This window comes from Deltaproteobacteria bacterium, from assembly GCA_023382265.1.
Taxonomy (GTDB): Bacteria; JAMCPX01; JAMCPX01; order JAMCPX01; family JAMCPX01; genus JAMCPX01.
On sequence record JAMCPX010000008.1, the window covers coordinates 68,700 to 86,513 of the forward strand.

The window sequence follows — 17,814 nt, forward strand, 5'->3', positions numbered from 1 at the left end:
CTTAGCACATACACCATAGCATGCCTGTATCTGTATTAGCACAGATACATCAAATCTCATAGCACTTTGTAAGCTCTTCACTATGCCTCCTCAACAGGTACAAACCAAAAATCACCTGTGTCACCGTTGCGATTATCTTTAAACTTTATTTTAAGCTTCATACCTACCCTTGCATTGTTAATATCTTTAAAAAAAATATTCTGCATCAACAGGGTATCTGCACCATCTACTCTAACGAACGCACACACATAAGGTGTTTTATCAAAGAAGATTGATGTGCCATAGTAAACAACCGTATACGTTGCGATTTCTGCCGTATCTCCAAGCTCAACCCATTCTGTAGATGCATAGCATTCATTACAATGTACCCTCGGCGGAAGCCATACCTTGCCGCATTTTGTGCATTTTGATCCAAATAATTTTTGATTATCCCTTATTTCTCTAAAAAACCTTGATATCCCGCCATAGCTGTATTTGTATGTTATGTCCATAATATCAGGGACTTCAAGAGGCGTATCTATAGACGGATTCCCGTCTATCTCTTCTTTAAAAGCTTTTTCAATAAGCTCTTTTGGAACTTTAATCTTTTTTGACGCCTCTTCTACCCATTTTTCTTTATTTTTTATCATCTTACTACCTTCTCATTGTTCTTTTTTGTAACAGGTGTTTGACTCTTGGAATCCTTCTTTGCCTTGACCTTAATTTTATCAATCCTTTCTACAATAAGAGCCGCTGTCCATGCTGTTGCAGGACCGCCAATACTTTGCACAATCCCTTTGCGCGCATTTTTTACCTGTCTTTTTTCTGCCCTGCCCTGAACCTGCAATGCCGCTTCCCCTGTCTGCATAACGCCTGTTGCCCCGACCGCGTGCCCGCATCCAATCAACCCGCCGCTTGGATTTACAGGCAGTTCCCCACCCATTTCAACAACCCCGTCTTCGATTAATTTTCCACCCTCACCTGGTTTACAAAAATTGAATGCCTCATAAGAGAGTATCTCTGCACCCGTGAATGCATCATGAAGTTCAGCAAAATCCAGGTCCTTTCTCGGGTTCCTTATGCCGGCCATCTTATAAGCATCTTTCCCGGCATATACGCTTGATGTGAATACGGTGATGTCATGCCGTTCCCCGGCATAAGCCTTATCAAGTGAAAGCCCTACGCCTGTTATCCATGCAGGATTATCTGTTAATTCTTTAGCCTTGTCCTCTGAGGCAAGAATAACGGCTGATGCACCTTCTGAGTACAGACAGTTATCATAAAACTTGAACGGATATGTGATCATCTTTGAATTAAGAACATCATCTATTGTAAGCAGCTTTGGACTTTGAGCTATTGAGTTGTTCATTGCATTCTTATGATTTTTAACAGAAACCATTGCCATCTGCTTTTCTGTTGGTGTGCCATACTTATTCATATGCGCAACAAGAGGCAGAGCATAAGATGCCGCAGCCGTTATGCCCATCGGTGTTTCAAATGTCATATCCCCTGAAAATAATATTGCTTTCAATACCTCCGGCGTTGAATGTCCTAGAACATAGTTATAGTTGTCCGTTGCCTTTTCTACGCCAAGGACCATGACGCTATCATACAAACCGGATGCTATCCACGACCATGCAACAAACACAGCTGCTCCGCCTGTTGCCCCGCCTGTTGCTACCCTTACCGATGGTTTAAGCCCCATGCCTATGTAGTTATGTATATACACATCAGGCATTAACTGTCTTTCAAAAAACTCGTTATAAATACCATACACCACACCGCCGATCTCTTTTTTGTCTATACCGGCGTCCTCAAGTGCCAGCTTTGCCGCATCATAGGCAAGCTCATAGTATGTTTTCTCAATCCATCTTGCCCTGAACTGCGTGGTCCCGAATCCAACAATAGCAACCTTCTTCATATAGACACCTCTATAGGTTTTCTTTATAGCATATTTATATATTTTATCCAGTTTTTTATTTTCCACATTACTGTGACAAAGGCATACGCGGAATGCGGAATCCGGTTTCATAATACGATAAAATGTGGTATTCGTTCTATCAATAAGTTCACCGGTCACTTATCTTTAATGTTTGCTCATGCCTTAATGAATCCAGGCAGCTGTCATGGCAGAGCAACAAATTGTTGCTCCCTTTTTTAAATGTATGACAGCCTTGTGAGTGAACTGAAATGTTAATCAAGCCGTTTACTGTTATGCCCTCGCACCTGAGGACACCAATGCCCGCTTTTCTCGTAAACGCCATCGCATGCTCGATGTCTGCATAAAATTCGTGGCTGCCCATGATCGCAAACTTTCCGTACACCGGATTGATTGATTTTTATCATGCCGGCAATTTGGACGTTTTTATCTTGATCTTCTCGGGACCAATACCATTTCGTCCTGCCCGGGCTTGCCTATATCAATAAGGCCGAAATACACTGTAAGACCCGGCATACCAAGTATTCCGAGTGCAAAGGTGATCGGGGCCGCATCAGATTCGAGCTTCCTCAGCTCCCTGATGCCATCTTCTTGTAAGAATGCATAATCATTCTATCAAATTACCCGGGAGTTTTCTATAAAAAAGTTCTTTTTGTTTAGTAGCCTAGTGAATATGTCAGTCTGTCATATGTGCTTAACTACAAAACGAAGTCAACAGCTCTGCCTGTCCGTTACCGGGAAGTCCATACTTGACGGGACAGATTATTCAAGTAATTTTCCGGTTAATGAGAAAAGAATGGCTTTGTTTTCGATACAGATACCATTATGGACCGGCGAATAAGAGCGGGAGCATGTGGTTTTTTAAAATTAACTTGACAAAATACTCATATCACCATAAATGGTAATCACTTTTTAGTGTCAGGGAATCCGGTGAAATGCCGGAGCGGCCCCGCCACTGTAAGGGTGTTTTTGAAACTACATGCCACTGTTCCGCATGAGCGGTATGGGAAGGCAGTAGGGGCGTACCACAGTACGCCGTGCAATGAACCCGAGCCAGGAAACCTGCTAAAAAGAATTTTATAGACCTCTCTTCGTGGGAGAGACGAGGCAAACGTGAAAAGGTATTTTTACAGGCCCGTCCTTAAGAGAGGAGGGCTTTTTCTTTGTGCCTTTCTCTTTTTCGGACCAACATACGCAGCTGGCGAGTCGTTAACAATGCAGGAGGTTGTTGTTACAGGCGAAAGGGTACCGTCTGAATATGAACTTACCCCTTCATCCGTCTCCGTTATAACATCCACAGCCATGCAAAACAGTGCCACGCTGACGGACGCACTCTCGCATGTGCCGGATGTGACCATACCCCCGTACGGCTGGATGGGCGCACTATCCGGTATATCCATTCGCGGTGCGGACACGTCCCAGTCTGAGATCCTGCTCGACGGTATACGGCTGAACAACGTCGAATTGTCCGGGTTTGACCTGTCCACCTTTCCAATTTCCGGTATCTCTTCCATCGAGATCGTCAGGGGCGGTATGTCCAGCCTGTACGGGGAATCGGCAATGGGCGGCGTTGTCAATATTATGCCTGATGTGTTCCCCAAAAAAAACACCGTGGACCTAAAGGCCATGGCAGGCAGTTTCGACAGCTACCATATCGATGCAACCGCAAGGGTGAAATCCTGCGGCTGGACTATGCTCATTTCTCCGGGATATGAATCATCGAAGGGCGATTATCCGTATATTGACGATAACGGCATTTCCCACATCCGGCAGAACAATGACTACAGGGGTATATGGGTGCTTGCCGGGCTGGGGTTCAGCAAAGACAATAACAGGGCTTATTTCATAACGCACCTGTACGAAAGCGATAAGGGCGTACCCGGTGCGCTCGGCATGCCTTCGCCTCAGGCAAGGGAGTACGACAGCCATGGTATATATATCATGAGATACAGGTACGCCTCGGAGGCGGTGGCAGTGAAAGCCTCTTTGAGTCATGTGAATGAGGATTCAAGATATTTTGACAATGTTTATGTGCTGGAATCCAATCCGTCCAAATCAAATGATACGGACAACGAGGCAGGTGCAACGCTTATACTGCATCGCATACCGTTCAACACCCTCAGTATCAATGGAGACGGGCTGTTCCAGCAGGCGGTGTCATCGAACATCGGCAGACATACAAGGTATACAGGCAGTCTTGGCATTGAGGATATAGCAAAGCCGTTGGAATGGCTTGCAATAGTCGGCGACACCGCTTATCAGTCCATCTCCGATATCGGGGATGTCGCAACATACGGTATCGGCACGGCATTAAAGCCCGTATCATGGATGGCTGTTAAGATGCGCGTATCAACGGCATTTCAAGCCCCTTCGCTCGATGATCTTTATTGGCCGAATGCTGCCGGTGCGCAGGGCAATCCGGCGCTAAAGCCTGAAACAAAAATCGGCTACGAACTCGGGCTGCTTGTGTCTCCGCTCACAAACACAACGGTTGAGATAAACGGGTTTTATGACCGGTATCACAATCTGATCCAGTGGTCACCATCCATAAACAATGTTTGGATGCCTCAGAATATCTCGGGTGCCTTCATTAAAGGTATTGAACTGTCTTTTCATACAAGGCCTCTGCGACTACTGGCTGTGTCAGGTAACATGAGCGCGATGGACACGATCAATCTTTCAAACAGTCCGCCCGGATCGTACGGCAAGGAGCTGACATACAGGCCTGCCCTTCTTGCAAATGGGTCCGTAAAGATTGGCGAGGATAACAGATACATATCGGCTGGCATCGGTTATACCGGTGAACGCCAGGTAACGCCATCGAACAGCCAGCCGCTGCCCGGGTTCTACGATATCAATGCAATGCTGAGCTATAAGATAGGATACGTAAGGCCGTTTATAACATTTACCCAGTATTTCTCAGATTCATTCAATACACTGACGAGCTATCAGTATATTTCCGGCTATCCATTGCCGGGAAGGTACGTATGGGCGGGGATAGAATTCAAAATATAAAACTCAAAACTAAAGATTAAAAAAAGGAGAAAAAATGAAGAAATTGGAAGTCAAACTGGTTTTAGCGCTTGCATTCGGGGTAGTACTGCTCGGATTCACGGGGTGCGGGAAAACGAACTCAGGTTCGGGTAAGACAGTTGGTCTAATACCAAACAGCATGCTGCTTGATGGCAGCACTCTTTATGTTGTTAATAGCGGCGATTCCACAATTTCCGTGGATACTGTTACTGTGTCAGATAAAGAGCCTCATGTAATTGCTTTATCACAACCGGCAGGCAGTGTATACGGTTCACTTTATGCAATCTCTGTTACAGGGGGGACTGTTAATTCTCTATCATCCGGTGGAAACTCCTCAATCAATATAACGAACAAAGGGATTATTGCCTTACCTGTTGGCAGTTACCCGGAATATATGACGGTAACAACAGTGAGTGGTGTTAAAAAAGGCTATGTATCGTTGAATGGAACAAATCAGGTTGCTGTATTGAATTTGGATAAGAACACCGTGTCAGGGTACATAACCATTACCTCATACACAACATGGCCGTCTTCATTTCAGGCACACCCTTGGGGGATAGCAATGGTAAACGGCAAGGTTATGGTTGCGAACAATGGTGCTGATTATGCGGCTTACTCATACACGCAGCCTGCCATGGTAAGTGTTATAGAGCCATCTTCGGATACCTTGTTAACACCCGTCACCACAACAACCGGTATTAACCTGCAAGCAGTCGAGCCACTGGGGCAAACCGGCTTTGCCGTTATATCGAGCGGCAATTACAGTTCAATCGGCGGTTATGCGGAATTGTTCGATAAAGCCTTTACGGAAAAGGCAGCCGTACCGCTCAGCGGCAGCGGCGCGGGTATTGCCATCAGTACGACAGGTATGGGGTATGTGGCATCCGGGAGCATGGTTGGGTATGATGAGATCAATACCAATACAGGCATATTTATTACAACGACAGATCTGAGCAAGCAGATTTCCGGACTGACCGGGTTCAATTTAACGAGTATAGAATTTGCACCGGACGGTACCCTATGGGCAACGGACTGGCAGGACAATATGGTCTTTGAGATTGATCCAACAACAAACAAGATAATCAAAACATTCAAACTGACCGAACCTGCGCAGGATGTGGTGTTTGTGTATTGATTGATCATGCATGGTATTTTAATAATAGGCGGGGCACGAAGCGGTAAGAGCGCCTTTGCGATTTCTCAGGCACAGATGCTGCCTGGAAAAAAGGCGTTTATAGCAACGGCACTGGTAATTGATGATGAAATGAAGGAACGTATAGAGGCGCACAAAAGGCAGCGGAACAGCGTATGGGATACCTATGAAGAGCCTATAAGGGTTGCAAGGCTGGTCGAAGATTTGCAACATACGTATGATGTTCTATTGATCGACTGCCTCACCGTATGGCTTTCAAATGCGATGCATGAAGGTTTGGATGTTCTGCAAGAGATCGAAAAACTTGTAGGAGCCATCATCATCCACCGACAGGGCAAAGCCCTGCCGGTGCAGTATGCAGGAGATCCAGTACGTTTGGTGCAAAGGCTGGATAACAAGGACATTCATAGAGAAGAGGGGCAGGGTTACCCCGTGGCAGGTACAAGCCCTTCTCCAGCAGTATTTATCGTTTCCAATGAAGTCGGTATGGGTATAGTGCCGGCGAATACACTCGCACGCGCGTTCAGAGATTATCAAGGTCTGTTAAACCAGCGCATAGCGGGCATAGCGGACGAGGTGTATTTTATGGTTGCTGGAATACCGATGAAGATTAAATAAAATATAATAAAGGGAAGGAGATATTTTGATGTTTGACGAGACTTTAATAAATATTCAGAACATGGATACTTCACCTGTGCAACAGGCGCAGTCAAGGCTTGATAATCTTACAAAGCCTAAGGATAGCCTCGGAAGGCTTGAGGAGTTTGCAAAAAGGCTTGTAGCTATAACAGGAAACACAATGCCTGACGTAAACAAAAAAGTGATATTTACCTTTGCAGGTGATCACGGTGTTGCAGGAGAGGGTGTATCCGCTTTTCCAAAAGAGGTTACGCGGGAGATGGTTTTGAATTTTGTAAATGGCGGGGCTGCAATCAATGTACTCGCCCGGCATGCAGGGGCTGATGTGGTTGTCGTTGATATAGGGGTTGATTATGATTTTAACCCTGCCCTTACAAAGGGTGGAATAAAAGGGGGATTATTCATCTCGAACAAGGTCATGCATGGCACTAAGAACATTGCCAAAGGTCCTGCAATGACAAAAGAGCAAGCAGAACAATGTATCCAGGTCGGCATCGATCTTGCCAATGCTTATGCACAACAGGGTTACAAAATGTTTGGAACAGGTGACATGGGTATTGCAAATACAACACCGTCATCGGCTATTGCAGCGGTATTAACAGGAAGGTCTGTAACGGAAGTCACCGGCAGGGGCACGGGCATAGATGACAATGCGTTGAAACATAAGATTGATGTTATTGAGCAAGCTATTGCCATCAATAGGCCCGATCCAAAGGATCCGATTAATGTGCTTGCGAAGGTTGGTGGTGCTGAGATCGGCGGCATTGCTGGCTTAATACTTGGTTGTGCATCTCAAAAGAAGCCTGTTGTTATTGATGGTTTTATATCCACTGCAGGGGCATTAATAGCCTACTCAATTGAGCCAAAAACAAAGGATTATATGTTTGCAGCGCACAACTCGGTTGAAATCGGACATAAAGCAATGCTTGATAAAATGGGGCTACAACCCATTCTGGATCTTAACCTTCGACTTGGAGAGGGCACAGGCGCAGTGCTTGCCATGCCCCTCATAGAGGCAGGGCTGAACATATATAAAGAGATGGCAACCTTTGAACAAGCAGGGGTGTCTGAAAAGGAAGAAAAGATTTAAGACCATGCGTAAGCTCCTGATCGCATTCCAGTTTCTCACGATTTTACCGGTAAAAATAAGCGAGCATATCAGTGAGTATGATATTGCCGGCTCATCTATGTTCTTTCCTGTTGTTGGAGCATTTCAGGGGGCAGTCGCCGTTTTGCTTGCCGCCTTATTAAGGGATGTCTTTTGCGGTGACGTGGCATGCCATGCCACCGTTGAGATTATAAGCGTATTGGTGATTATGATCCTCATCATCACCAATAAAGGCTTACATTTTGACGGACTGGCAGACACCTTTGATGCGCTTGGTGTAGCACCAACCGGCACTATCACATCAGACATTGAGAAAAGATTATCTGCAATGAAGGACAGCAGGATAGGTTCAATCGGAGCAATCGGTATCGTGTTTACGATCCTGATTAAATTTGTTTTGTTGAACGCTTTATTTTTGACCGTTCCATGGGGTACGGTATATTTGCTACTTTTTATAATGCCCGTATTCTCAAAATGGGCAATGGTCCCTGCTCTGTATTATGGCACATCCGCACGGCAGGAAGGCATTGGCAGGATATTTATTGATTATGCAACATTAGCTCACCTTATAGCCTCAACAGTATTAGCAATGGGTTTGGCAGGTGTCGCATTGTACACGTACTCGATTTTTGACGATAGCTTGTTAAATAGGTTCCTGTTGTTCTTTGTTCTGTTCCTTATACTGTATGGATTCAGTATTGTGTCCATGCGACTATCCAAGAAACGATTTGGCGGGATAACCGGTGATATCTTAGGTGCAATAAGTGAATTATCAGAGGTGGTGTTCTTAATGGTGGTGGTATTATGGCTCAATCACTGATGATTCAAGGCACTGGCTCAGGTGTTGGAAAAAGTCTTCTTGTTACTGCACTGTGCAGGATTTTTAAGGATATGGGTATAGATGTGGCACCATTTAAGGCACAGAACATGGCATTGAATGCATATGTAACAAAAGAAGGCGGAGAGATAGGTGTTGCCCAGGCGCTTCAGGCTAGAGCAGCAAGGATAGAGCCTGAGATTGATATGAACCCAATATTATTAAAGCCTTCAGGTGAGGCAGGTGTTCAGATAGTTATTCATGGAAAGGTCCATTCAATAATGCAGGCAAAAGGGTATTATGGATTTAAAAATTATGCATTGGAAGCAGTCAGAAGCTCCTTTCAGAGGCTTTCTAAGAGCCACGAGCTAATCATTATAGAGGGTGCTGGCAGCCCTGCCGAGATAAATCTTATGAAGAATGATATAGTAAATATGGCAATGGCAAAATATGCAAATGCACCTGTTTTGTTAGTAGGGGACATTGATAAAGGCGGTGTATTTGCCTCATTTTATGGTACCATAAAGCTTCTTTGCAGAGATAGCAGGTATATAAAGGCATTCATCATAAACAAATTCAGGGGTGATTTAGGCTTACTCAAACCCGGTCTGAAAATGATAAAAACAAAAACCGGCAGGCCTGTTATCGGTGTAATCCCTTATGTAAGGGACCTGTATCTCCCTGAAGAGGATGGGACATCTATTAAAGAAATTTATGCAGGGGCGAGGACACATCGCACATTCCAAACAAAAGGGCAGGGAAATCCTGCCCCTACAAAATTCATTTCAAACATGGGCGTTCATGTTGCCGAGCATAAACCCCGCGCTTACGAGAAATTTGAGATACAAGATTCAATCAAGATCGTTGTGGTAAAGCTTTTATACATCTCAAACTTCACGGATTTCGAGCCCTTTTACTATGAACCCGATGTTGAGCTTATATATTCGAATAATCCATCGGATATATCGCAGGCGGATATAGTGATAATCCCGGGCACTAAAAATACAATGGATGATCTTACATTTTTGAAGCGCACAGGACTTACGGAAAGTATAAAGAAAGCTTATAAAAAAGATATTCAGATCATCGGTATATGCGGTGGATATCAGATGCTTGGGAAAAGGCTTCTGAACCCTTATAGTGTGGAAGGCAGGATTAAAACATTAGACGGGATTGGCATGCTGAATATCAAAACAGTGTTTCAAAAAGAGAAGATAACATCACAAGTGGAAGTTAAGATAGTTCAGGGGTCAGCGCTTGGAATCAAGGGTTTGGAAGATACAGGATTAAAGGGCTACGAAATCCATCATGGAGTAAGCAAAGGGGATATAGGGTTGTTCAGGTTAAAGAGGGTTTCGGGCGAGAACACAAAATCTATGGGGGGATTTGATACCCCGGACGGATCAAAAAATAAAAACTGTTTTGGCACTTACATCCATGGCATTTTTGATAATGATAAATTTAGAAGGGTAATCCTGAATAGCATAAGGACCAAAAAGGGCTTAAAGCCATTAAAACATATCTATAGCTATACTAAGACTCAAGATGAGACCATCGATCGTTTTACAGATACTGTAAAAATGCATCTTGATATGGAATTTATAAAAAGTCTCATACGGGTATGAATTCAGCCGCATAAAATTTGGGATGAATCAAATTAAAAAAGGAGGATAAACATGAAAACATTTAAAAAAGGTAAGAAGCAAATCCATAAAAAGGGTAAACCCGCCAAGGGTTTAATATCATATCGTAAGTCTTGCAATGTCAGTGGCACTGGTTTGTCACACTATATTTTAAAGTCCAACTGAGAACAGAGTTTTTACTAAATGATATTTAATTCAAAGGGCCATTTTATCAATACCGGTAATGGTCCCTCACTTTTGCCTGTTGATATCGGGCATAAAAACTATCTTGCTCTGGTAGATCCTGATACGGCGTTCTGGTTACTGGTAAAACGCAATAGGCTTGCAGATGTCCTGAGTGATGCCAGCTATAGAAAGGCGTATATCGGGAAGTTGGACGAGTTTAGAAAAGAAATGGAAGCCCTGCGTTTTACCCGGAGGCCGTCTGCCGTATACTTTAACCCGACTGAAAAATGCAATCTCAATTGTTCATACTGCTATATTCCTGGAAACATGAGACGCAATGGGCACAGCATGTCGTCAAAAGAGCTTTTTGAGGCTTTAGAACAACTTAAAAGCTATTTCAGCAGAACTCTGCCAACAGGAACCTTTCCACAGATTATCTTTCATGGTGCTGAACCACTGCTCAACCGTGAGGCTGTTTTTGCCGGTATAGATAAGTACGGTAAAGACTTCCAGTTTGGCATCCAAACCAATGCAACATTTTTGGATGAGCAGACCGTAGAATTTTTAACCTCCAGGAATGTAAGTATTGGTATGTCTCTTGATGGCCCAACATCTGCCGTCGACAGCCGCACGCGACATAACTGGAGTGGAGAGAGCACCTATAAAAAGACAGCCGAAGCAATGGAGCGTTTAAAGGGGTACACCAGCTGGAATATTATAAGTACCATTACCCGTGAAAATATGCATCACCTGGTAAGTCTCGCGGAATTTTTTCATAGCCATGAGGTGCCGGGCTGCATGCTGAACATCGTGCGCGGTACTATGCCGTCGTCAAGGGAAGTCAAACCTTCCGATGCCGATGCTGTGAAGCATTATCTTGCTGCGATGGATCGCACATACAAGCTTTATCAGAAGACCGGCAAAAAACTTGTAGTTTCCAACTTTGCAAATGTCCTGCTTGCGATTATTGCGCCTACCGCACGGCGTCTTATGTGCGATATTTCCCCCTGTGGTGGTGGAAGGTTTTTTTTCGCCCTTTCGGCAAATGGAGATCTGTTTCCGTGCAGTGAATTCGTCGGATTGCCGGCATTTAAAGGCGGTAATATTTTTAAAGACGATATTGAGGATGTACTCGTGAGCAGTCCTTTTAGTATAGTTGCCGGCCGGAAAGTAGAAGATATAGAGCCGTGCAGCCGTTGTGCAATACGCAATTTCTGTGGTGCGCCGTGTCCTGCAGAGGTCCATGCAATGCATGGTAGAATGGATAAAACCGGGGCTTTTTGCGAGTTCTATGAAGAACAAACCCGCTACGCCTTCAGGGTTATTGCAGATGGCAGACAGGATGCTTTCCTCTGGGATGATTGGGATAAAGGAACAAAAGATACATTTACTCTCAATCATTCTCATAAACCTCATTACTTGTAAACCTCTATGTTTAGCATTTCACCTTTCATAATGATGCTTGCATATCTCCTTGACCTTGTGATTGGGGACCCGGTATGGCTGCCGCATCCAGTGAGAATGATTGGGAAGACAATCCTAAAGGTAGAAACCCTATTGAGGAGGTATGCCAAGACACCGTTTGCACAAAAGCTCGCGGGCATAGTTCTTGTTATCATAATAGTCCTGCCTGCATCCATCATAACAGCCTTTATAACCAGCCTTGTATATCATCTCCACAATAAGTCCCTGATAGTTATGTGTAATATTTCGCTTGTGTATCTCATATCCGCTACGATTGCAGGAAAAGAATTAATAAATGAAGGTAAAAAGGTTATCGGAGCTGTTAAAGATGGTAAACTTGATACAGCAAGAAGCAGATTAAGCAGGCTTGTTGCCAGGGATACTGAAACACTATCTCAGAGAAAGATACTTATGGCAACAATAGAAACCCTATCAGAGAACTTGTCGGACGGAATCATAGCACCTATGTTTTATCTTGCTATGGGAGGCTTGCCCTTTGCAATTGGATACAAGGCAATAAATACACTTGACTCCATGGTCGGGTATAAAAACGAAAGGTACATCCATTTCGGACATGCCTCTGCAAGAATAGATGACATAGCAAACTTCATACCTGCAAGAATAACAGGCATGCTTATTGTTATTACATCGATGATCGTGTATGGCTGGTCGACAGCGGTTAACGCTTTTCGTACAATGCTCCATGATGGGAAAAAGCATCCAAGTCCGAATGCAGGCATACCGGAGTCTGCAATAGCAGGCGCACTTGGTGTAATGCTTGGTGGTACATCCGCATACAATGGTATATCTGTTGAAAAGCCTTATATTGGAACGGATACAAACAATGATTACCTGCTGCAATCCGGAAAGGCTATAAGCATTGTCAGGTTCGCCTATTTTATTGGTTTCTGCATAACAACAGCCGGTTTATTTATAAGGAAGCTTTTATGAAACCCTCGGCATTACATGGTGGTAATATATTCAGGGCAAGTGAAGAATTGGGGGTTCCTGAAGACAAAATAATGGATTTTAGTGCATCTATAAATCCACTTGGAATGCCAAAGGGTGTTATCATAGAGATTGATCGCAACCTTAAATATCTTTCTCATTATCCTGATACCGATGCAAAGGCACTCAGGCTTGAGATTGCAAAATACCACAATATAGATCCAAAACATATTATCTGTGGTAATGGCAGCACAGAACTTATATACCTTATCATAAGGGCACTACAGCCTAAGAGGGTACTTATTCCGGTGCCGACATTCTCTGAGTATGATAGGGCATGCAAGAGTTATGGGGCAAGTGTTTTAAACTATGGGTTAAAAAAAGAGAATAACTTTGATATAAACGTGGATGAATTTATAGACGTAATGAGTGGAAAAGGTGAATTATGCGACATGGTATTTTTATGCAATCCCAATAACCCAACAGGAAGGCTTATTCAAAAAAAAGATGTTTTGAGGATTGCTGCTGCTGCAAAGGCATTAAAGTCTTATCTGATTGTTGATGAGGCATTTATTGATTTTGTCCCGGATGCATCTGTAATCCATGAGGTTGAGAAAAATCCTTATCTGATCATGATAAGATCCATGACAAAGTTTTATGCATTGGCTGGTTTAAGGCTTGGTTATGGCATATTCCCATTAAAGATTATAGATGTTATCAAGCAACATAAAGAACCTTGGACAATAAATACACTTGCACAAATGGCAGGTATAGCCGCACTGAGGGATTCTTTATATAAAAATGCCACTTATATATTGATTGATATTGAAAAGCAATTCCTTGTAAGCAATTTTAGTAAGTCTGGTATAAGGTTTTTACATTCTTATGCCAATTTTTATCTGTTGAAACTATCAAATGCAGATCAACTATATGATGATTTAAGGGAGAAAGGAATGCTTGTCAGGCTATGCTCTGATTTCAAAGGACTTGATAAGACTTACATTAGGGTTGCAGTAAGAACAAGGGAAGAGAACGTGCGTCTGCTATCTGCCTTAGTGCCGCACAGAAATATCTCTTTAGATAGAGACTGATCATACATATGCAAACGACATTTTATACTATCTTTTTACAGAAGGGAATTTTATGCACGGCATGGTAATAGCAGGTACACATAGTGGTTGTGGCAAAACAACAGTAACACTTGGGCTGCTGTGTGCATTAAAGAAAAAAGGGCTAAAAATTCAATCGTTCAAGGTTGGACCTGATTTTATAGATACCGGTTTACATACATTTGTTACAGGCATACCATCACGGAATCTTGATCTCTGGATGTGCGGTGAGCAGGGTATCAAAGAATGTTTTTCTAAACATACTGCAGATGTTGATATTGCAGTAGTGGAAGGCGTTATGGGCATGTATGACGGGGATTTCAATACGGCAGATCTTGCAGTGCTTCTTAACCTGCCTGTTGTATTGGTTGTCGATGCTTATGGAATGGCCGAGAGCGCCGGTGCAATTGTAAGTGGGTTTGCAGAATATAGTAGAGTAAAGACCGTTGAATTGAAAAAAACTGCAATAGCAGGTGTAATATTTAATCGTGTATCATCTGAGATGCATTTCAACATGCTCAAACATGCTGTAAGGGATGTACCTGTTTTAGGTTATCTGCCAAAAAATGATGACTTTAAAATCCATGAGAGACACCTCGGGCTTATACCGGCACAGGAAAATCCCATTACACAGCAAAACATAGATAAACTTGGGGAGACTGTGCTGGAATATATTGATATAGATGGTATAATTCAAGCTTCTGTTGTAGGAGCCGGGTTATCCCGCCACTACTCAAGTCACAAGATTCACCAGATAAAAGACAGGGGGGTTGAATCTTTATTGCCGCAATTCGAATCTCCCAATGCAAGTATTGAACCTAAAATCCGTATTGCCCTTGCGTATGATAAGGCATTTTGTTTTTACTATGCAGACAATCTAGATCTTTTAAGAGATGCCGGTGCAGAGATTATAAGATTCAGTCCCATGGTTGACGAACAAGTACCCGATGCTGATGTCCTGTATATAGGAGGCGGTTATCCGGAGGTGCACGCACATACACTATCAGAAAACAAATCAATGTTTGAATCCATAAGAGCATGGGTAGATGCTGATAAACCTGTTTATGCAGAGTGCGGCGGGATGATGTACCTATCAAAGGGAATCTACGATTTTGACAATAGGTTTCACAGGATGGTTGATGTAATGCCATTCGAGACTAAAATGGAAAGATCAAGGTTGCACCTGGGTTATAGAGAAATAATCCTGAAAGAAGATTGTATACTTGGCAAAAAGGACGATAGATTAAAAGGACAAGAGTTTCATTATTCTGAACGCATAAACATCACGCCGGGCGTATTAATCAGTACCTGTTATAAACTGGAACCAAATCATACCGAGGAAGGCTATTGTGTAAAGTGCATACTCGCAAGCTATATACATGTACATTTTTACTCTAACCCGAACATTGCATTACAGTTTATAAACTTTATAAAGAGAAGGATATGATATGTTAAAAAGGTTTATAGTTCTTACATTGTTCATTATTGCAGTTGTATGGCATGCCATACAACTGCATGCACAGGTTGTTACAAACATAGCCATCACTGATGATGCGGGTCGAAAGGTATTTATACGTATCCCTGTAAAAAGGGTCGTTACACTTGCTCCGTCAAACACGGATATTGTTTCTGCACTTGGCATGACATCCACTATTGTCGGTGCAAGCAATACGGATGATAATCCCCTTCCCAAAGACGTGAAAAGGGTTGGATTTATAAATCCATCAGTAGAAGAAATTGTTTCTTTGAACCCGCAGTTGGTTGTGGGAATTTACGGGGAGAATATGATATGTAACAGGCTTGAGCATTTAAATATCCCTTGCATAATTCTATCACCCGATACCATTGATGGGGTAATGCACGATATAAGACTTGCCGGCAGAATCTTTTCAACAAATGCTGCTGCATCCGTTATTGTAAATCAAATGAAACAACAAATAGACTGGATAGTTTCAAAGTTAAGCAGTTGCAAAACAACACCTCTTGTGTATTTTGAGATTGACGCATCTGATCCATCAAGGCCGTTTTCAGCAGGCAGTGGTAGTTTGATAGATACCCTTATAACAATGGCGCACGCAAAAAACATTGCACATAATACAATAGATCAGTGGCCCCAACTTTCAACAGAATATATTATATCGAAAAATCCCGATATCATCATACTTGCAGATGGACTTAATATAAATGCATTAAAACGGAGGCCAGGATGGCCAGAGATAAAGGCAATAAGGGAAAAAAGGGTTTATCATGTTAATCAAAACATTGTCTCAAGGCCGGGACCTAACATTATAAAGGGATTTTTAGATATTGCGAAGATAATACATCCGGGGGTTTTTAAGTAAAATATAATATATGCAAATTCTGCATAGCGTGTAAATATTTACAAATATACATTCCTGTACATTTACTAACTTATTGAAATCATTAATATTTTTTTTGTTTAAGTTGGCATATTTCGTGCTTTATTTGTATGTAAAAGGGATATTCAGATGATAAGAATACTAATAATTGATCATGATACAGCATTTGTTGATAAGATGGTATATTTGCTTAAATCAAGCAATGATGATCTTGAGCTATCGGTTGCTTATAATATAGAAGATGCGTTATCTGCGTCTGAAAAACAGATATTTGATATTGTTGTTATTGATATCAGATTGCCTGAAATGAAGGAGCTTTCAATCATTGATATTATTAAGAAAAATTGCGATACAACAGCAGTTATTGCAACCTCATCTTGTGGAGCGACAAAAGATTGTATGGGAGTTGCTTTTAATCATGGTTCTATTTTCTATATTGAAAAACCATACAGTATGGAAAAGCTTGAGTATATGATTAATCTATCAAGTAAGAAAAGAAGGGCTACTCCAAATAAACCGGAACGATTTACAGCAAACAGTACTGATCTATTGCACTAATGTTCACTCATTATAAAACAATACAAAAGATGTAACGGAGCAGTGCGATCTCTTTAACAATTTTAACAGTATAAACGGTTTAAAACAAGCGGTCCATCCCCTGGAGGGGTACACCTTCCTCTTACAGGTTTCCATGTTTTTTTAGATGCACTATTTTAGTTAAATTTGTTTAATCTTGTTATATATAAAATCTGGTCTTATATTTAATGCTTTTATTACAGGGTAGCTTTCCCAGAATTCTATTATATTCACACACGCGTAATCTTGCTCTATCCTGAATAAATGTTCATAAGGTATACCTGTTAAATGGCACAGTATCACCCTGTTAACTCCGCCATGAGCAACAATAGCTATGTTACCAGAGCTATGCTGAGAAAGCACCTGATGCAGTACATTGATTACCCGTTCGCTAACCTCTTTTATGCTCTCCCCGCCAACAGGTCTATTCTTAAAAGGATTATTGGTCCATGCATTGAATGCCTCTGGATATTGCTGTTTAATACTATCAAATGTCATACCTTCCCACTTACCAAAGCTCATCTCCCTTAATTCTTTAAAAATAAAAGGCTTTATCCTGTAAGGTGCTGCAATAATCTCTGCACTATCAAATGCCCTTTTTAATGGAGATACATATATAGCATCCAGCAAAAGCCCTGATTCCATCTGCTGTTGTGTATCTTTTTCAGTATCAACAGATATCTTTGGCCGAAGAGTTTCTGGTTTATGTAACAATATCTTATTAAAAAATCTTGATACCACTTTTATCTGTTCAATACCATTTTTTGATAAAACAACGTCTATGCTGCCGGTATATTTCCGGAATTCGCTTCCTTCGATCTCTCCATGTCTTATCAAGTATAATGTTAATGGCATATAATATCTTTGTGTTGATCCGTTTA

The 17,814-nt window shown here is 42.2% G+C and carries 17 protein-coding genes, 1 pseudogene and 1 riboswitch; of the genes and pseudogenes, 13 read left to right on the forward strand and 5 right to left on the reverse strand.

Annotated elements, in window-relative coordinates:
• Positions 1-80 precede the first annotated feature (80 nt).
• The 4 genes and pseudogenes from M1381_01640 to M1381_01655 all read right to left on the reverse strand — a co-directional run bounded on the left by M1381_01640 (position 81) and on the right by M1381_01655 (position 2,497).
• The gene (locus tag M1381_01640; protein MCL4477791.1) at positions 81-629 is read right to left on the reverse strand and encodes a Zn-ribbon domain-containing OB-fold protein; all 549 of its coding nucleotides are present in this window, start codon (positions 627-629) and stop codon (positions 81-83) included.
• Positions 626-2,059: a thiolase family protein gene (locus M1381_01645; protein MCL4477792.1), complete on the reverse strand. Its 1,434-nt coding sequence runs from the start codon at positions 2,057-2,059 to the stop codon at positions 626-628. The genes M1381_01640 and M1381_01645 overlap by 4 nt, the downstream gene beginning before the upstream one ends.
• Positions 2,049-2,303, reverse strand: a complete 255-nt coding sequence (locus M1381_01650) for a hypothetical protein (GenBank protein MCL4477793.1) — start codon at positions 2,301-2,303, stop codon at positions 2,049-2,051. Before M1381_01650 ends, M1381_01645 begins: the two co-directional genes overlap by 11 nt.
• A gap of 59 nt (positions 2,304-2,362) precedes the next feature.
• A pseudogene (locus M1381_01655) lies at positions 2,363-2,497 on the reverse strand (NADP-dependent oxidoreductase).
• 317 nt (positions 2,498-2,814) lie between these two features.
• Positions 2,815-3,003, forward strand: a riboswitch (cobalamin riboswitch).
• Positions 3,004-3,031: 28 nt separating this feature from the next.
• Here M1381_01655 and M1381_01660 point away from each other — a divergent pair.
• The 13 genes from M1381_01660 to M1381_01720 all read left to right on the forward strand — a co-directional run bounded on the left by M1381_01660 (position 3,032) and on the right by M1381_01720 (position 16,915).
• The gene (locus M1381_01660) at positions 3,032-4,933 is read left to right on the forward strand and encodes a TonB-dependent receptor (GenBank protein MCL4477794.1); all 1,902 of its coding nucleotides are present in this window, start codon (positions 3,032-3,034) and stop codon (positions 4,931-4,933) included.
• Between the two features lie 34 nt (positions 4,934-4,967).
• Positions 4,968-6,086, forward strand: coding sequence for a hypothetical protein (locus M1381_01665; GenBank protein ID MCL4477795.1), 1,119 nt, complete (start codon positions 4,968-4,970; stop codon positions 6,084-6,086).
• A 6-nt stretch (positions 6,087-6,092) separates the two neighbouring features.
• Complete coding sequence (gene cobU / locus M1381_01670; GenBank protein ID MCL4477796.1) at positions 6,093-6,722, forward strand: bifunctional adenosylcobinamide kinase/adenosylcobinamide-phosphate guanylyltransferase; 630 nt, start codon at positions 6,093-6,095, stop codon at positions 6,720-6,722.
• Between the two features lie 28 nt (positions 6,723-6,750).
• On the forward strand, positions 6,751-7,833 hold the full coding sequence (cobT, locus tag M1381_01675; GenBank protein MCL4477797.1) for a nicotinate-nucleotide--dimethylbenzimidazole phosphoribosyltransferase: 1,083 nt from the start codon (positions 6,751-6,753) through the stop codon (positions 7,831-7,833).
• Between the two features lie 4 nt (positions 7,834-7,837).
• Complete coding sequence (locus M1381_01680) at positions 7,838-8,671, forward strand: adenosylcobinamide-GDP ribazoletransferase (GenBank protein MCL4477798.1); 834 nt, start codon at positions 7,838-7,840, stop codon at positions 8,669-8,671.
• The gene (locus M1381_01685; protein ID MCL4477799.1) at positions 8,656-10,293 is read left to right on the forward strand and encodes a cobyric acid synthase; all 1,638 of its coding nucleotides are present in this window, start codon (positions 8,656-8,658) and stop codon (positions 10,291-10,293) included. The genes M1381_01680 and M1381_01685 overlap by 16 nt, the downstream gene beginning before the upstream one ends.
• 51 nt (positions 10,294-10,344) lie before the next feature.
• On the forward strand, positions 10,345-10,476 hold the full coding sequence (gene cbpA / locus M1381_01690; GenBank protein ID MCL4477800.1) for a modified peptide precursor CbpA: 132 nt from the start codon (positions 10,345-10,347) through the stop codon (positions 10,474-10,476).
• An 18-nt stretch (positions 10,477-10,494) separates the two neighbouring features.
• The gene (gene cbpB, locus M1381_01695) at positions 10,495-11,901 is read left to right on the forward strand and encodes a peptide-modifying radical SAM enzyme CbpB (protein ID MCL4477801.1); all 1,407 of its coding nucleotides are present in this window, start codon (positions 10,495-10,497) and stop codon (positions 11,899-11,901) included.
• Between the two features lie 30 nt (positions 11,902-11,931).
• A complete protein-coding gene (gene cbiB, locus M1381_01700) occupies positions 11,932-12,891 on the forward strand; it encodes an adenosylcobinamide-phosphate synthase CbiB (GenBank protein ID MCL4477802.1) in 960 nt (319 codons plus the stop codon).
• The gene (cobD, locus tag M1381_01705) at positions 12,888-13,979 is read left to right on the forward strand and encodes a threonine-phosphate decarboxylase CobD (GenBank protein MCL4477803.1); all 1,092 of its coding nucleotides are present in this window, start codon (positions 12,888-12,890) and stop codon (positions 13,977-13,979) included. The genes cbiB and cobD overlap by 4 nt, the downstream gene beginning before the upstream one ends.
• Before the next feature lie 52 nt (positions 13,980-14,031).
• The gene (locus M1381_01710; GenBank protein MCL4477804.1) at positions 14,032-15,444 is read left to right on the forward strand and encodes a cobyrinate a,c-diamide synthase; all 1,413 of its coding nucleotides are present in this window, start codon (positions 14,032-14,034) and stop codon (positions 15,442-15,444) included.
• A gap of 1 nt (position 15,445) precedes the next feature.
• On the forward strand, positions 15,446-16,339 hold the full coding sequence (locus tag M1381_01715; protein MCL4477805.1) for an ABC transporter substrate-binding protein: 894 nt from the start codon (positions 15,446-15,448) through the stop codon (positions 16,337-16,339).
• Between the two features lie 147 nt (positions 16,340-16,486).
• Positions 16,487-16,915, forward strand: coding sequence for a response regulator (locus M1381_01720; protein MCL4477806.1), 429 nt, complete (start codon positions 16,487-16,489; stop codon positions 16,913-16,915).
• 159 nt (positions 16,916-17,074) lie between these two features.
• On the opposite strand, the gene M1381_01725 is transcribed toward M1381_01720, so the two are convergent.
• Positions 17,075-17,788 carry a histidine phosphatase family protein gene (locus M1381_01725; protein ID MCL4477807.1) on the reverse strand — a complete coding sequence of 238 codons (714 nt, stop codon included), beginning with the start codon at positions 17,786-17,788 and terminating at the stop codon, positions 17,075-17,077.
• Positions 17,789-17,814 lie beyond the last annotated feature (26 nt).

What these genes read in the sequence shown, in the direction of transcription:
- M1381_01715 (MCL4477805.1), top strand. Translation starts at nt 15,446, where the DNA reads ATGTTAAAAAGGTTTATAGTTCTTACATTGTTCATTATTGCAGTTGTA.
- M1381_01640 (MCL4477791.1), bottom strand. Translation starts at nt 629, where the DNA reads ATGATAAAAAATAAAGAAAAATGGGTAGAAGAGGCGTCAAAAAAGATT.
- M1381_01665 (MCL4477795.1), top strand. Translation starts at nt 4,968, where the DNA reads ATGAAGAAATTGGAAGTCAAACTGGTTTTAGCGCTTGCATTCGGGGTA.
- M1381_01680 (MCL4477798.1), top strand. Translation starts at nt 7,838, where the DNA reads ATGCGTAAGCTCCTGATCGCATTCCAGTTTCTCACGATTTTACCGGTA.
- cobT (MCL4477797.1), top strand. Translation starts at nt 6,751, where the DNA reads ATGTTTGACGAGACTTTAATAAATATTCAGAACATGGATACTTCACCT.
- cobD (MCL4477803.1), top strand. Translation starts at nt 12,888, where the DNA reads ATGAAACCCTCGGCATTACATGGTGGTAATATATTCAGGGCAAGTGAA.
- cbpA (MCL4477800.1), top strand. Translation starts at nt 10,345, where the DNA reads ATGAAAACATTTAAAAAAGGTAAGAAGCAAATCCATAAAAAGGGTAAA.
- cbpB (MCL4477801.1), top strand. Translation starts at nt 10,495, where the DNA reads ATGATATTTAATTCAAAGGGCCATTTTATCAATACCGGTAATGGTCCC.
- M1381_01720 (MCL4477806.1), top strand. Translation starts at nt 16,487, where the DNA reads ATGATAAGAATACTAATAATTGATCATGATACAGCATTTGTTGATAAG.
- M1381_01725 (MCL4477807.1), bottom strand. Translation starts at nt 17,788, where the DNA reads ATGCCATTAACATTATACTTGATAAGACATGGAGAGATCGAAGGAAGC.
- M1381_01710 (MCL4477804.1), top strand. Translation starts at nt 14,032, where the DNA reads ATGCACGGCATGGTAATAGCAGGTACACATAGTGGTTGTGGCAAAACA.
- M1381_01685 (MCL4477799.1), top strand. Translation starts at nt 8,656, where the DNA reads ATGGCTCAATCACTGATGATTCAAGGCACTGGCTCAGGTGTTGGAAAA.
- cbiB (MCL4477802.1), top strand. Translation starts at nt 11,932, where the DNA reads ATGATGCTTGCATATCTCCTTGACCTTGTGATTGGGGACCCGGTATGG.
- cobU (MCL4477796.1), top strand. Translation starts at nt 6,093, where the DNA reads ATGCATGGTATTTTAATAATAGGCGGGGCACGAAGCGGTAAGAGCGCC.